7 protein-coding genes are annotated in these 15,231 nt (G+C 47.4%); 4 read left to right on the top strand and 3 right to left on the bottom strand.

The window, feature by feature from the left end; genetic code table 11:
* Positions 1-38 precede the first annotated feature (38 nt).
* From NSQ68_RS18705 to NSQ68_RS18695, 3 genes are all read right to left on the bottom strand, one after another.
* Complete coding sequence (locus NSQ68_RS18705; protein WP_342426839.1) at positions 39-1,193, bottom strand: MFS transporter; 1,155 nt, start codon at positions 1,191-1,193, stop codon at positions 39-41.
* Between the two features lie 260 nt (positions 1,194-1,453).
* Positions 1,454-2,734, bottom strand: coding sequence for an AAA family ATPase (locus tag NSQ68_RS18700; protein ID WP_307347649.1), 1,281 nt, complete (start codon positions 2,732-2,734; stop codon positions 1,454-1,456).
* A 1-nt stretch (position 2,735) separates the two neighbouring features.
* Positions 2,736-4,193, bottom strand: coding sequence for an RtcB family protein (locus NSQ68_RS18695; RefSeq protein ID WP_342426838.1), 1,458 nt, complete (start codon positions 4,191-4,193; stop codon positions 2,736-2,738).
* Positions 4,194-4,738: 545 nt separating this feature from the next.
* Between NSQ68_RS18695 and NSQ68_RS18690 the strand changes: the two genes are divergently transcribed.
* The 4 genes from NSQ68_RS18690 to NSQ68_RS18675 all read left to right on the top strand — a co-directional run bounded on the left by NSQ68_RS18690 (position 4,739) and on the right by NSQ68_RS18675 (position 15,062).
* The gene (locus NSQ68_RS18690; protein ID WP_013311437.1) at positions 4,739-5,068 is read left to right on the top strand and encodes a metalloregulator ArsR/SmtB family transcription factor; all 330 of its coding nucleotides are present in this window, start codon (positions 4,739-4,741) and stop codon (positions 5,066-5,068) included.
* Positions 5,069-5,097: 29 nt separating this feature from the next.
* Complete coding sequence (locus NSQ68_RS18685; RefSeq protein ID WP_342426837.1) at positions 5,098-6,879, top strand: SulP family inorganic anion transporter; 1,782 nt, start codon at positions 5,098-5,100, stop codon at positions 6,877-6,879.
* A 520-nt stretch (positions 6,880-7,399) separates the two neighbouring features.
* Positions 7,400-9,025, top strand: a complete 1,626-nt coding sequence (locus NSQ68_RS18680; RefSeq protein WP_342426836.1) for a S8 family serine peptidase — start codon at positions 7,400-7,402, stop codon at positions 9,023-9,025.
* Between the two features lie 523 nt (positions 9,026-9,548).
* Positions 9,549-15,062 carry a S8 family serine peptidase gene (locus NSQ68_RS18675; RefSeq protein WP_342426835.1) on the top strand — a complete coding sequence of 1,838 codons (5,514 nt, stop codon included), beginning with the start codon at positions 9,549-9,551 and terminating at the stop codon, positions 15,060-15,062.
* Positions 15,063-15,231 lie beyond the last annotated feature (169 nt).

The following is a 15,231-nucleotide window of genomic DNA, read 5'->3' as shown; positions in this document are numbered from 1 at the left end:
GCACCCGTAGCTGCCTTTTGCTGATCAGTTGTCCTCTTTTATTTCAATTTTAATGTAAGCAAAAAAGTAATCAATAGAATACAACAGCCTGCTATGAATGGAGCGAACAGATTTGCATCCAATAAAAATCCCGCTAGAGTAGGGCCTAAAATATTCCCAACACTCATATAGGCATTATTCATACCAGCTACATATCCTTGCTCATTCCCGGCCATCTTCGATAATTGTGTATTAAGAGCTGGACGAAGCATAGCTGTGGCAAAGAAAATAAGAGAAGTGACAATGAAGATACTCCAGAAATCTTTGGCTAAGAGAAATAAAATATAAGCAACCGAGGTGAAAAGAAGCGATCCTTTGATCACCCTTTGTTCACCAAACTTATTGATTATTTTAGCAACAACTAATGCTTGCATACCGACTCCGATCACAGCACCTGCGGTCAGAATGACAGCAATATTTTGCGGCGAGAATTGGAAGCGGTTCGTTACATATAAACCAAGAACAGATTCAAAATTAGCGAGTCCAAAGGTCATCACCAGGACAAGTACAAAGAGCATCGTATATTTTGACTTCAATGATCTCGCGTATTGTTTGTAAATAGATTCCTTCTGAATAATTCTTGCCCGCGCTGCTTTCATTTGCTCTTTCGATAAACTTTCTGGCAAACAAATCACTGAAAAAATAACAGCAGCCATAGCAGCACCTGTCGCTGCGTAAAGCAGCACTCTCGTTCCATATCCTGCAAGAAGACCACCCAGTCCAGGTCCAATAACAAATCCGAATGACATGGCTGCGGCGAGCAGGCTGTTCCCTTTGGCGCGTTCTTCGGTTGTTGTAATATCCGCTACATATGCCATCATCGGTGGAACAATCAGGGCTGCTGCCATTCCTTCCAGAAGTCTTGAGGTATACAGCATCCACAGCTCATATCCAATAGCAAAGATAAATTTAGCTACAGCAAAAACAATAACACCTACGACGATAAAAACTTTTCTCCCATATCGATCAGACAGCTGTCCGGTCAGGGGAGAGAGCAGGAATTGCGTTATGCCATAGGCTGCTACCAATAAACCGATTGCTCGCCCACTGGCACCAAATTCAATGATCAATTCCGGCAGAATAGGGGTAATTAAACCAACGCCCACCATAACGATGAAGATATTAATCATTAGAATTCCAAGTATTCTTTTCATGCAAAAAACCTCCTTATCCATTGGTTTCTGGATAGGAGGTAGACATACGAACGAGAAGATACACTGCTCCCGTCATAGAAGCAATGCTCTTACCGTTAATGCCCCAAGCCTACACTAATCCTATCCAGAAAATTCGTAAGATTACGATTTTTTCTATGGTGGAATAGGATTAGTAGATCAATGGCTTAAGGTCACCCTTTCGATACTTTATTGTATATCAACGTAACATAAATTTCTTGATAAGGCAATGAGTGGATAACTCAAAAGAATCCAACGCGTCCTTCGGCCACATTTTTCAACCAGTCCTGCTTGCGGCTCTTATCGAGCTCGCCTCGCATACCTTTAATAATCAGCTCAATATCGGCTTTTCCTTGCTCATGCCACTCCAGAGCAGCGCTGACATACAGTTCTCCGAGCTGTGCCAGCGAAAACCCGTCAGTCATGGCTGCTGCCTTCTGCGTACCTGTTTCCCCTGCGAAAACAAGGAAGTTGCGCAGCTTGAGATACGCCAGTCGCAGCGCTTCGTCAGGCAAACTAATTTCATAGGCACGGTCGAAACGCCCTGCCCGGTTCATCAGACCCGGGTCGATTTTCTCGGGATAATTGGTCGTTCCGATCAGGAAGATGCCCTCCTTGGATGTAGCGCCGTCGAGGGTATTCAGGAAAAAGGAACGAACCTCCTGAGGCATGGAATCAATGTCCTCAATAACCAGCACCATCGGAGCCAGGCGAGTAGCCGCCTCAAACACCTCTTTGACCGATTCACTAGTTGTATATTCTGTAATTTGCCAGTAGGCTGCCGGACCCGGTACACTGCTGGCAATTGATTTTACAAGTGTTGTTTTACCGTTGCCCGGATGGCCGTATAGTAGAATGCCGCGCTTGTAAGGAATGTTATAAGTCTGATAGAAGGTACGATCCGCTTCAAAAAACTGGTCGAGTGATCGGAAAATATCCCGTTTGATTTCCGCTTTCAAAATCACGTCATCCCGCGTAATTGCCCGGGTTATCGGCTCTGCCTGCCGAGAAAGTCCACGGCTTGTGTCGGTAAAAACGGTGACACGCTTCATATTCTGCTTACGTTCACGACCGCGTACTCCCGCGAGGAAGCCTTGCAGTTCCTGGTCGCCTATTGCAAATACGTAATCTTCATTGTACACGCCATTATCACGGAAAAAGGGAACTCGCGCCAGCGCGATGCCCCACTTGGGATAGGCGAATACATTATTACGCATCGACAGATGCACGCCGTATTCAGGAGTCGGCCCGTCATCGTCATACTGGATGGTGCGTTCCTCCAAACGATCGAAGACCCGTGCCACATGCTCCAGGTCGGGACTGCCTGAACGAATATCCTCCTCCAGCAGATCCCAATACTCAATATTGGGATCATCGCTGGCATACAGCACGTATTTTACGCCGTAGCGGTTATAGAGTGCTTCACTGATACCGTCGATCAGACGGGCATAAGCGGCATAACCGGTAATGCGTCCATCTGTACGTTCATCAAATTCGTAAATAGCTGGGATGTCTATACTCAAATTATTTGGCTCCTTTCAGGGCGGCTAGCGGCTTGCATTTGGCTACAACTGCTGCGAGTCCTGCCCCGGTGACACTTTCGATAATATCATCTACATTTTTGTAGGCTTGTGGAGATTCGTCGATAATGCTTTCCAGTGATGCCTGATTGACCACAATTTCGTCGTCTGTCCCTACACCCAGAGCATCTGCAAAATCGTCCACACTGACGAGTCGTTTGGTCGCAGAACGCGAACGAATACGGCCTGCTCCATGGCAAATGGAGTGGAAGTTATCCTGACCGCCCGGTAAACCTACCATAATATAAGAGGCTGTTCCCATAGAGCCGGGAATCAGGGCCGGATGCCCTGTCGCCTGATAAGGCCGCGGATTGTCGGGGTGTCCTGCTGGAAGAGCACGCGTAGCACCTTTACGATGCACAAACACGCTCCCGTGATCCGGATGGGATTCCTCCCAAGCATAATTGTGCATTAGATCGTACAAAGTACGCAACTCGCACTTTGTACCAAAGACATCGCGGAAGGCTTCACGCACGGAGTATGCGATGAGATGTCGGTTCACCACGGCATAATTCAGCGCTGAATACATCATATCGACATAATGTGCAGCTTCGGGATGGTCCAGCGGTGCGAAGACCAGTCTCGGGTCAGAGGTACCGAGTCCGAGACGGCTCATCGTCTTGGCAATGGCAGATGAACTGGCTTGGCTGACTGCTCCACCCCAAGCCCGCGATCCAGAATGAATCATCACAGCCACCTGACCGTCGAACATCCCCCAAGCTTCAGCTGTTTCACGGTTTTCCTCCGCGATTTCAATCGCCTGAATTTCGACGAAATGATTGCCTCCACCCAGTGTGCCGAGCTGTCGGTGAGCCCGATGCCATGTACGGTCTTCGACAAGATTCAGCACCTCCTCGTCAAAGGAGAATTTACTGTGCTCTACATGGGTGAGTGAGGTGGATTTCTTAGGAGTGTAGCTGTCCGGAATATATTTGTTGGGTAAGCCGTGTAGACCCTTGCGTACAATATGCTCCAGTCGGATATCCGAATAATGCCCGCGCTGGTGGGCTTCCATGGGCAAATATTTGTCGATGGTTTTGACCAGCTTACGGCGCAGCTTGGTTTCCTTCAAAGCATCCTTGTGCAGATTGGTCAGGTGTACGCGCATGCCGCAGCCAATATCACTGCCGACGATGGAGGGGGATACATAGCCGTCCTCCATTCCCCATACTGCAGTCGTACCGATGCAGGTTCCGACGCCTACATGTACATCTGGTGTGTATCCCATATAGCGGATACCTGGAATTTGTAAATTGTTATTAGCCATCTCGAACACCTTGTAATCCAGTGAGGAGAAAAGTTGCTGAGAAGCATAGACGGTTAGATCACCTGCCGGAAGCTTCATCAGATGGCTGTATGGTCCTTCATGCAAGGACGAGTCGGTTGTATGTTGTATATTCATATAAATGGGCAGTTCCCTTCTTCAAGTAAATTCATAAATACTTGCATAAAAAGATTTAAAAAACAAAAAAGCCGCAGACTTGTCGTCTACGGCTTCTTGCACCGAAAGTGTTATTACATTTTATGATCAACACATCATAAATACGTAAAATAACCTGTTCTTCCAATAGCATAAAAAAATAAAAAAGCCCGGCTAATCACGCCGTCAGACAGCGTGATATCACCCATCATGTCGCCCGAACGGGGCCGATGAGACGAAAACTCAAATATGTGGTTGTATCATGCTGCCTGTCTGTCGTTATCATGTAAAGCTCGGTCATGTCTGTCGGCCCCCTTTTCTTAAAGTTAATTGCTATGTTAATGGAAACCTGTGGAAGCTGTCAACCCCTGAAAGGTAGAAGTGTGGGAAAATGTGACTTTACTCATGGGGAAGTGTGAGTAACATCATAGTTCAATTGGCCCGAAGCTGTTATTGTACTAAATATTCAAATATTCAGATATTGTTGATCGCTTATAGGACAATTCTGTGAGGGGGACGGAGCAGGCATGGAAGGAGATCTCCAGAAATTTAAGGCCGACTTTTTCAAAGCATTGGCTCACCCTCTGCGCATCCGCATTTTGGAGGTGCTGAGTGAAGGAGAACGGAATGTGAACGAGCTGCAGACTGCGCTCGGTTCTGAAGGTTCTGCCGTATCGCAGCAATTGGCCGTTTTACGGGCCAAAAATTTGGTGAACAGCTTCAAGGAAGGTACATCGGTCGTGTATTCACTACGTGATCCGCTTTTGACGGAGCTGCTTGCAGTGGCGCGGCGGATTTTTGACAATCATTTGGTCGAAGCTATCTCGTTGCTGGAAGGTATACGTAACGAGAAGTAATGCTATTACAGAAAAGAAGGGTTACAGGAATGAAGTGGATAGGAAGGTTCGAAGGCTATAACGCAGGGGCTTTGCGAAAGGATCTAATTTCTGGAAGTATTGTAGCGATTGTGGCGATTCCACTCGGTATGGCGTTTGCCATTGCATCAGGAGTAAAGCCGGAATATGGGCTGTATACGACCATTGTTGCGGGAATTTTGGTTTCGCTGCTGGGAGGGTCCAAATTCCAGATCGGAGGACCTACAGGTGCGTTTATTCCGATTTTGCTAGCTATTGTCATGCAATACGGTTATGAGAACTTACTCATAGCCGGTTTTATGGCGGGCATTATGCTCATTTTAATGGGTGTGCTAAGGCTGGGGGCACTGATTAAGTTTATTCCCAAGCCAGTAACAATTGGCTTTACGGCCGGAATTGCCGTAACGATATTCAGCGGTCAGATTGCTAACTTTCTCGGCTTGCGCGGGGTAGAGAGGCATGAAACTTTTCTGCCTTCCATGGCAGAGCTCATTCATCGACTTCCTTCACTAAATGTATATAGTATTCTGACGGCTTGTATCTGTCTTGCCGCGCTTATTTTGGTACCTAAAAAATGGCCCAAGATACCCGGCTCACTGGTTGGCCTACTCTTGTCAACGCTGGTGGCAGCTTTACTTTTTCCAGGGCAGGTGGCTACGATTGGCTCTGCGTATGGCGCAATTCCAGCATCTTTGCCTGAGCTACATATTCCTGCGGTGACGTGGGATTTGATCGTGAAGCTCTTTCCGCCAGCACTTGTTATTGCAATGCTGGGAGCTATTGAATCTCTGCTTTCAGCGGTGGTAGCTGACGGTATGACGGGAGCCCGGCATAGCAGCAATCGTGAACTGGTTGGACAAGGGATTGCTAATTTGCTGACACCGCTGTTCGGCGGTATTCCTGCGACAGGTGCAATTGCCCGCACCGCCACAAATATCCGTAGCGGTGCTGTTTCTCCTATGTCAGGCATCGTACATGGGTTCGTGGTGCTCCTCATTCTGGTGCTTTTTGCACCTTATGCATCTAATATTCCGTTGGCCAGTATGGCTCCAGTGTTGATGGTAGTAGCCTGGAATATGAGTGAGCGCAAGCATTTTGCGCACATTCTCAAAACACGGACAGCGGATTCTATCGTGCTGGTTGTTACCTTTTTGCTGACGGTTTTTACAACTCTGACAACGGCTGTAGAGGTAGGTCTGATTCTAGCGGTTGTATTGTTTGTTAAACGGATGAGCAGTACACTTTCAGTAGATAAGGTACTTCCTGATCCTTCTGTAAAACATGAAAAAGTAGGCGCGCATATGGTCACAGATCAGCATGATTGTCCACAGGTGGCTATTTACAATGTGGAAGGTCCTCTATTTTTCGGTGCAGCTTCGGTATTGGAAAACTCGGGTGTGGGAGGTCGGACGGACCACCTACAAGGGATTTTGTTATTGCGTATGGGAAAGGTCCCTTTTATGGATATGACAGGAGAAGGTAACTTTACCGCATTAATCCAAAAATACCGGAAGTCTGGCGGGACGGTGCTTGTTTCTGGACTCCAGCCTCAACCGCAGGCATTACTACAGAAAACCGGATGCTACGACATGATTGGACAAAAGCATTTTTTTGAACATACAGGAGAGGCCCTTACGGCTGCCCTTGCGCTGGTGAATCAGGATCAGTGCAGTGGATGCAGGCAAATGGCTTTTCGGGAATGTAAGAGTCTATGTCGCAGACCTCAGCAAAGCAAATCTTCCTTTCCAGATGGGGCCGTTTCGGTTCCCATACCTGTAAATAGCGGCAGATAACACTTTTTTAAACTTGTTGCTGAATGCCGAAAAATCTCTTCTAATCTCCGAAACCAAGTGCACAATGAAGATTGCATTTGTTTCGAAAATGGAAGAGATTTTTCTCTTCTTCAAGAAAAAAAAGGAATAAAATTCAAAAAAAATGCTTGAATATCTGATTTTATGACACTATACTAGATTCAAAAGATACCATATGTTTCATTCTTTTGTTTTAAATTGTATTTTAATACTTGCTTATCTACCTCCTCGATCACTTCTAGTTTCTTACCCTACCTTTTTCTTCATTTTTTTTCACTTACCATTTTCAAACTTGTTCTACCTGTTCCTACCCGATGCCCGTTCTTTGCGGTCTGCACCAAAGGTTGTTCACCTCAGCATGATGACCTATGGATTTCACCCCGGCGGAATCTATATTTTTAAAGGAGGTGAGTACCAGAGGCCATTTTGTGAGCTTTTGACGTAGCTGCCCGGAAGGTTGTCCTTGAGAATTAAAAAACCAAGTAAAGGGAGATGGAAAGTATTGATTAAGTCGAAAAATATCAAAAAGACGCTGTCGGTCAGTTTTACTGCTCTTCTTGCTTTTTCTCTAATTTCTCCGGTATATGGAGATTCCAGCACCACCACCTCAGCAGGAGGATCAACCATTTCCGCCAAGGTTTCAGCCAAGCTGAACCAACAATTCAGTGCCAGTGAGTATGTCACTTATCTGGTTAAATTGAAAGATCAGGTGGATACGGAGTCAGTTGCCAAGCATGCTTTTCAGAAGGCCTCTGCAGAGCAGATTTCACCCGCTGCTGCTAAGCTTTCTGTACGTACAACGGTTGTGAACTCTCTCATGGATACAGCAGAAAAAACGCAACAATCCGTGGAAGAATACTTAAAGAAGGAAGTCAATAACGGAAACGTCAAAAAGTACAAGAGTTACTTTATCGTGAACGCATTTGCGGTAACCAGCACCAAAGAGGTCATGGATAATCTGGCCACACTTCCTGAGATCGACAAAATTTTACCGGATGAAAAGCGGGAACTGCAAAAGGTAGAAATAGATAAGGATGCCCAGCCCGTAGTTGAGGAATCTACAGCTGACCAAGCGGTTGCAGATCAGGCCGCTGTAGATACGGCTGTGACGGAAGAGAATGCACAAAAATCGGTGGAAGAATCCGTGTATAAGGATGCTGTAACGCCGAGCCGTGTCGAGTGGAATATTTCTAAAATCAAAGCACCACAGGTTTGGGCCAAAGGCATTGACGGCAAAGGCATTGTTGTCGCCAATCTGGATACAGGCGTTGAATATACTCACCCGGCGTTGAAAAGAAAATGGCGTGGTCTGAATGCTTCCGGTCAGGTCGTTAATCCAGAACTGAGCTGGTATGATGCGGTTAATGGAGCATCGCTGCCGACTGATTCAAATGGACATGGTACACATACAATGGGTACAAGCGTTGGATCGGACAGCAACGGTACGAATGAAATCGGAGTTGCCCCTGGCGCTAAATGGATTGCGGTTCGAGTATTCAATCCAGATACGACCGACTCCATCTTGCTGGACGGTGGACAATGGATTCTTGCTCCTGTAGATAAAAACGGTAAAAAGCACCCTGAGCTTGCACCGGATGTGGTGAATAACTCTTGGGGCGGCGGACCTGGCCTGGATGAATGGTATCGTCCAGTCACCAAGGCGTGGAGAGCGGCTCAGATTTTCCCTGAGTTCTCCGCAGGCAACACAACATTGTCCAATCCGGGCGGACCTGGGTCTGTAGCCAATCCGGCAAATCTGCCGGAAGCCTATGCGACAGGAGCCACGGACATTAACAACAAGCTGGCCAGCTTCTCGCTGCGCGGTCCTTCTCCTTATGGCGAAGTGAAGCCTGAAATTTCGGCTCCTGGTGTCAACATCCGTTCTTCTGTACCGGGCGGAGTGTATGAGGGGGGATGGAACGGTACCTCCATGGCAGGTCCGCATACTGCTGGATTAGCAGCATTACTGCTTCAGGCCAAACCATCATTGACTGTGGATCAACTGGAGGATGTTATTTCAAAAACAGCGACGCCGCTGACAGATAGCCAGTATCGGACTTCACCGAACAATGGTTACGGATATGGTCTGATCGACGCGCTTGCTGCAGTCAATTCAGTACTTAAGTAAAAATAATCAGACAGGATTAAGAAAGACCCCGAAAATCCCTTTGAGCGGCTTGTACAGAGATTGCATACACCTGTTAACCGTGTAATGCACTATTTACGTAGCCGCAAAAAAGGGGTTTTCGTACATGAAAGAATATAAAAGTCATAGAATTTCAAGAAAAATGCAAAAAAATGACTTGTATATCTGTTTTGATAACTTTATACTATTCCATAATATATGATTATATATCAATTTTTAATATAAACTGTAATGATATAACATGTTTTTCTTCGAAGTTCTCCTGCTTTTTCTCCTTGGTTTCTACTGAATTTCATCGCTCTTCTATTGGGATTGTAAACTCACCTATGAAGTACTGCCATCTATGAACAGCCAAATATTTTTGTGCCTCTATATTCTATGAAGGAGGTGATCGCCAACCACGTCATGTTGCGCAACCCGTGTGTTTGATGTGCAAGGCATGAGGTCTTACTCTGTACAGGTTATTTCAGAAACATTAAACCTAGTAAAAGGAGTGGAAAAGTAATTGATTAAACCTAAACGATTCAAGAAACCACTATCCATCGGACTATCTTTACTAATGGCCTTTTCCTTTGTTCAACCTGCTTTGGCGAATAACACACCGGATGGCTCCAAGCTGGAGCTGAAATCTGCCTCGCACAAGGTCACGACCGCGAAGGTGTCCCCGAAACTGACCAAACAGTTTGAGGAGAATAACTATGTTACCTATCTGGTCAAATTAAAAGAACAGGTAGACACTAACAAGGTTTCCAAAAATGCTCTCCAAAAGGCCTCACTTGAGAAAATAACACCCTCCGCTGCCAAAATGGCTGCACGCAGCCATGTGATCAGCTCTCTGCGTGAAACCGCTTCAAGAACCCAATATGGGCTTGAAAATTATTTGGATAAGCAATCAGAGAGTGGTGGAGTGAAGGAATATAAAAGCTATTTTATTGTCAATGCATTGGCTGTAACAAGCACCAAGGAGGTGCTGGATCATATTTCGAAACTGCCTGAGGTCGATAAAGTCTTACCGAATGAAACGCGTTATCTGCAAAAGGTGACGGTTGACAAGCAAGCAGAGGGAGCAAATGTCAAAACGGCTGAAACAGCTGCAACAGCGACAGCAGCAACGGCGAAGTCTGCATCGGTAGAGAAAGCTGTAGAGGTGGAGAAGGACGATGGCAAAACATCGGCTAAGCCTGGCAATGCAGGTAAGAACGCTGTAGACCCATCTACGGTGGAATGGAACATATCCCATATTAACGCACCACAAGTATGGGAAAAAGGAATCGACGGAACCGGAATCGTAGTTGCCAATCTGGATACAGGTGTAGATTATACACATCCGGCCCTTCATCGCAAATGGCGGGGTCTGGACGCGGCAGGCAATGTCGTGAATCCCGAGCTGAGCTGGTATGATCCGCATAGTCATGCAACGCTTCCGGTCGATCAGGAAGACGATTCCCATGGTACACATACAATGGGTACGATGGTCGGCTCTGAGGAAAACGGAACGAACCGAGTGGGCGTTGCCCCTGGTGCGAAGTGGATTGCGGTTCGGATTTTTAATCCGGAAACGACGGATGCGATTATACTGGATGGTGGCCAATGGCTGCTTGCGCCAAAAGATGCCCAAGGGAATCTTCATCCAGAGCTTGCTCCAGACGTAGTGAACAACTCGTGGGGAGGCGGACCGGGTCTTGATGAATGGTTCCGGCCTGTGGTTCAGGCATGGCGGGATGCTCAAATCTTCCCTGAATTCTCTGCAGGTAACACCTCTCTTTCCAATCCGGGCGGACCTGCCTCAGTAGCCAATCCGGCGAACTATCCGGAATCCTTCGCTACTGGAGCCACGGATAGCAATGATAATCTGGCCAGCTTCTCATTGTTAGGACCCTCACCCTATGGTGAGGTGAAGCCAGAAGTTTCCGCGCCGGGTGTTAATATCCGGTCATCTGTTGCTGGTGGCGCCTATAAAGGCGGATATAACGGTACTTCCATGGCGGGACCTCATGTTGCGGCCCTTGCAGCTCTGTTGCTGCAAGCGAATCATTCGCTTACCGTAGATCAACTTGAGGAAATTTTGATGAATACGGCTACACCACGCACGGACAGCACATATCCTACTTCGCCAAACAATGGCTACGGACATGGTGTCATTAATGCGCTGGATGCGGTCGGTTCGGTCATGCAAGGTCTGGGCTCCGTGTCTGGTAAAGTTGTAACGGGTGGCGACGATCTGGAAGCACCTGTTCTCGAGCATACACCGCCTGCTGCGGCATTCGAGGGTATTGATATACCTCTGACTGCTCATGTAACGGATGATGTCGGCGTGACAGCCGTTGAGGCATTTGCCAAAACAGCGGGTACGTCAAACTATGTATATATTCCGCTGGAACGGACCTCCGGCGACAGCAAAGATGGTACATATCAAGCATCCATCCCGACTTTTTTGGTGGATAGCGCTGGTCTGGAATACTATATTCGTGTAAATGATTACGGTAATAACGGATTTGAAACTGAAGTATATAAGGTGAAAATCTCTAAAGGGGTAAAACCAGGATACACACAAGACTTTGAAAAAGACATTGCCGGTATTAATATCGGTGGACAGGGCAGTGTTTGGAAATGGGGAACTCCGACAAGCGGCCCTAAAAGCGCACATTCGGGTACAAAGGTCATCGCGACCAATCTCGAAGGCCAATATCAGACCAACTCCAACAGTTATTTTATGGCCCCTCCGATTGATCTGACCGAGAGCTCCAAAGGGGCACTGGTCAGCTTCAAGCATTGGTACGATCTTGAAAACAATTCTGATTTCGGCAAAGTGTACGTAGCAACCACAAACAATCAGAATGCGTTTGAGCAGGTATTATCGTTTACCGGTACCAGCAACGGCTGGAAAACACAATATCTTGATTTGCGGGCATTCGCGGGTCAAAAGGTGTACCTCCTGTTCAACTTTACTAGTGACAATACGGTTGTGAAAGATGGCTGGTATATTGACGATCTGTCGATTCAGGAGCCAGACACCGTTGCACCTGCTGCGCCGAGCAATTTGACTGCTGAAGCAGATACTGTGGGCAACGTTACGCTGGCCTGGAATGCTTCCTCCGATGAAGATGTGAAGCAGTACAAGGTGTATCGTTCTACCCAGTCAGGTAAAAATTATGCTTCCGTCGGTACAACCTCAGCACTGACATTCACAGATACCATCACAGTCGGTGGAGCGACTTACCATTATGCAGTGGCGGCCGAGGATTATAGTGGCAATGAAGGAATCAAGTCGAATGAGGCTTCTCTGAGAGTAGACGTGCCGGATACGCTGTATAGCGATCATTTTGATGGCAGCTCGGATAATGGCTGGACTCATTCCGGTACTAAGGATGAGTGGGAACGCGGCATTCCTAAGGAAGTAGGACCAGAGAGCGCAGCGTCCAGACCCAATGTGTGGGCAACCGATCTGGATAGCAATTATGAGAACGGAGCTGAATTTTCGCTGGTTTCTCCAAAAATTAATTTGCAGGCTGTACGCAACGCAACACTGACCTTCAATCACTGGTTTGAAATTGAGGCCGGCTATGATTACGGTTATGTGGAAGTGTCCAAAAACAATGGCGACACGTGGAGCGAGCTGGGCAAGTTCTCTCACAACACGAATGGGAAAAAATGGACTCCGGTTTATTACAATCTGGATAGCTACACCGGCAATGAAATCCAAATTCGCTTCCGTTTGAAATCGGATAACAGTGTCAACAAGAACGGCTGGTACATTGACGATTTCCGTGTGCTGGGTATTCCAGCTGCGACAGTGACCAAGGACATCGTACCTGAGTCGAATATCAAGCTGGAAAAAGCGGAAGAACAATTCCCGCTGTACAAAATTACAAGCACTGAAAAGAGTGAATTCCAGGAGAAAGTGAAGCCGGCAGAAACAACGGTGGAACGTGGACGTGTCGGTCTCGACAGTCTTCCAGCCAGCGCTACGGTTACGGTATTGGAAACAGGACGTTCGGTGAAAACGGACCCGACCACGGGCAAATACAGCTTCACCCATGTAGCGGGCGACTATACGCTGAAGGCTGAAGCCTATGGTTATGTGCCTCAAACGAAAGCAGTCACGATTGAGAATAACAAAGTTATCAGAGCAAACTTTAGTCTTCAGGCCGTACCTCACGGTACGATTCACGGGGTCATTACCGACAAGCAATCCGGTGAACCGATCCAAAAAGCGAAAGTGTTGGTGCTCGAGGATGCACGTATTGCTCCGGTAGAGACAAATGAGGCTGGAGAATTTACGCTGGACGTGCTGGAAGGAACATACACATTGTCCATTTCAGCTGAGAATTATTATAGCGACAGTGTATCCGTTACTGCTCCTCCGAACGGTAGTGTGGAAGCGAATGTCACGTTGAAACCTTTCATCGGGTTCCAAGGAGGCATTGCCTACGATGACGGGACAGGAGAAAATGCTAGAGCCTTTAACGCGGCAGGCAATTCATGGGCAGTCAGAATGACGCCTGAGTCGGAAGTGGCTCAAGTGACAGGAGCATCGCTTCTATTCTGGAACTCTGCTTTCCCGAATCCGGGAGGAACGGCATTCCAATATTCTGTCTATGACGCCTCCGGTGCGGCAGGAGCACCTGGACGATTATTGGCTGGTCCATTCGACGGGACTGCCGTACGGGATGAGACACAATGGACGACGGTGCAGCTCCCAGAGCCGGTGACGGTTCAAGGTGACTTCTACATCGTATATACACAGTCTGCTGTAGGCACACAGTCGCCGGGTCTTGCTACAGATGAAAGCAGTCCCAATGCGCTTCGAAGCTGGCAAGGTGTAAGCGGCGCATGGAGCCAATCACCTGAGGAGGAAGGGAACTACATGATCCGGGCTATCGTCAGATATCCGGTGAATGCTCCAACGATTACGACTCCTACGAAGGCTACCTATACGCAGGAAGAGACGATTACCGTAACAGGAACTTCTCCGGCAGAAGGAGCCGATATTCAGCTCTTTAACGGCAAGGAGCTAGCTGGCACAACGAAGGTGAAGGATCGTCAGTTCAGTCTATCGGTCGATCTTCAGCCAGGTGCTAATCCGCTGAGTGTTCAAGCAGCGGTATACGGCAAAGTAACGGATCGTTCCGAACCGGTGGTCGTGACACTTGACCAGACTAAACCGGGTCTGATCCTGACTTCGCCAGATGAAGGAGCCCGTACGAATGCGGGTGTCGTGAGCGTCACCGGTACGGTGTATGACGAATTCCTCACCGATTTGACGATTAACGGCGAGCCAGCCGAATTTGGAAGTGACGGTACCTTTAACAAGCGATTGCTTATCAACGAAGGTGAAAATCAAATTACGGTGACGGCCAAGGATCTTGCCGAAAACGAAACAACCGTTACGCGCTCGGTGTATGTCGATACAGCTCTGCCGAAGCTTGAAAACATTAACCCTGCTGAGGATGTGCGTATTACTCCAGAGCAGTCGGTACGGGTATCCTTTAACAGTGCATCAGGTTTGGAGGCGTCCTTCCATGTGGAGCTGCCTTTCAACCTGTCCACTTTGGGCCGCAACGATATTCCATTAAATGAGACTTCGTCAGGCCACTATGAAGGTACTTATTTCACTTCATCTTCTCTGAACCTGGAAGGCGGAGTCATCGTGATCCGGGTAAGGGATGCAGCGGGAAATGAAGTGGAGACGGAGGCGCCGGGAAGATTGTATGTAACCAATGGTGGAGGACAGAACCCTGATCCGAATCCACCTACATCCAATGAAAAGCCAGTAGCCATTATTCAGGCTAACGAATCCGCTAAGAAGAACAAAAATGTACAATTTAACGCCAAAGCTTCCCGTGATGTAGACGGTGAGATCGTCAGTTACAGCTGGAATTTTGGCGATGGTGATACGGCGGTCGGTTCCAAGGTGAAACATAAATTCACCACAGCTGGAACGTATACCGTAGAGCTAACGGTGACGGATAATGACGGCGCAAGCGGGAAGACTGTGCATACGATCACGATCCGTTAACAGCCAGTAGGAAAGGAAATACTTCTTTTAGAATAACAATGAAGGCCCACAGCAAGCCGCGGTTTATAGGCTACTGTGGGCCATTTTTAAATTGTCGAACTGTTCAAGAAGCGATACAATGAGTAGAACTCTATAAAGTGAATCGTTTCACAACAATATTTTTTAGCAG

Source organism: Paenibacillus sp. FSL L8-0158, from assembly GCF_038592965.1.
Classification (GTDB): Bacteria; Bacillota; Bacilli; order Paenibacillales; family Paenibacillaceae; genus Paenibacillus; species Paenibacillus polymyxa_D.
The sequence above is the reverse complement of the archived record's forward strand: the minus strand, read 5'-3'. Positions and strand labels throughout refer to the sequence as shown.

Bases quoted from the DNA above. Each gene is read 5' to 3' on its own strand.
- NSQ68_RS18695 (WP_342426838.1), bottom strand. From the start codon at position 4,193: ATGAATATACAACATACAACCGACTCGTCCTTGCATGAAGGACCATAC.
- NSQ68_RS18705 (WP_342426839.1), bottom strand. From the start codon at position 1,193: ATGAAAAGAATACTTGGAATTCTAATGATTAATATCTTCATCGTTATG.
- NSQ68_RS18685 (WP_342426837.1), top strand. From the start codon at position 5,098: ATGAAGTGGATAGGAAGGTTCGAAGGCTATAACGCAGGGGCTTTGCGA.
- NSQ68_RS18690 (WP_013311437.1), top strand. From the start codon at position 4,739: ATGGAAGGAGATCTCCAGAAATTTAAGGCCGACTTTTTCAAAGCATTG.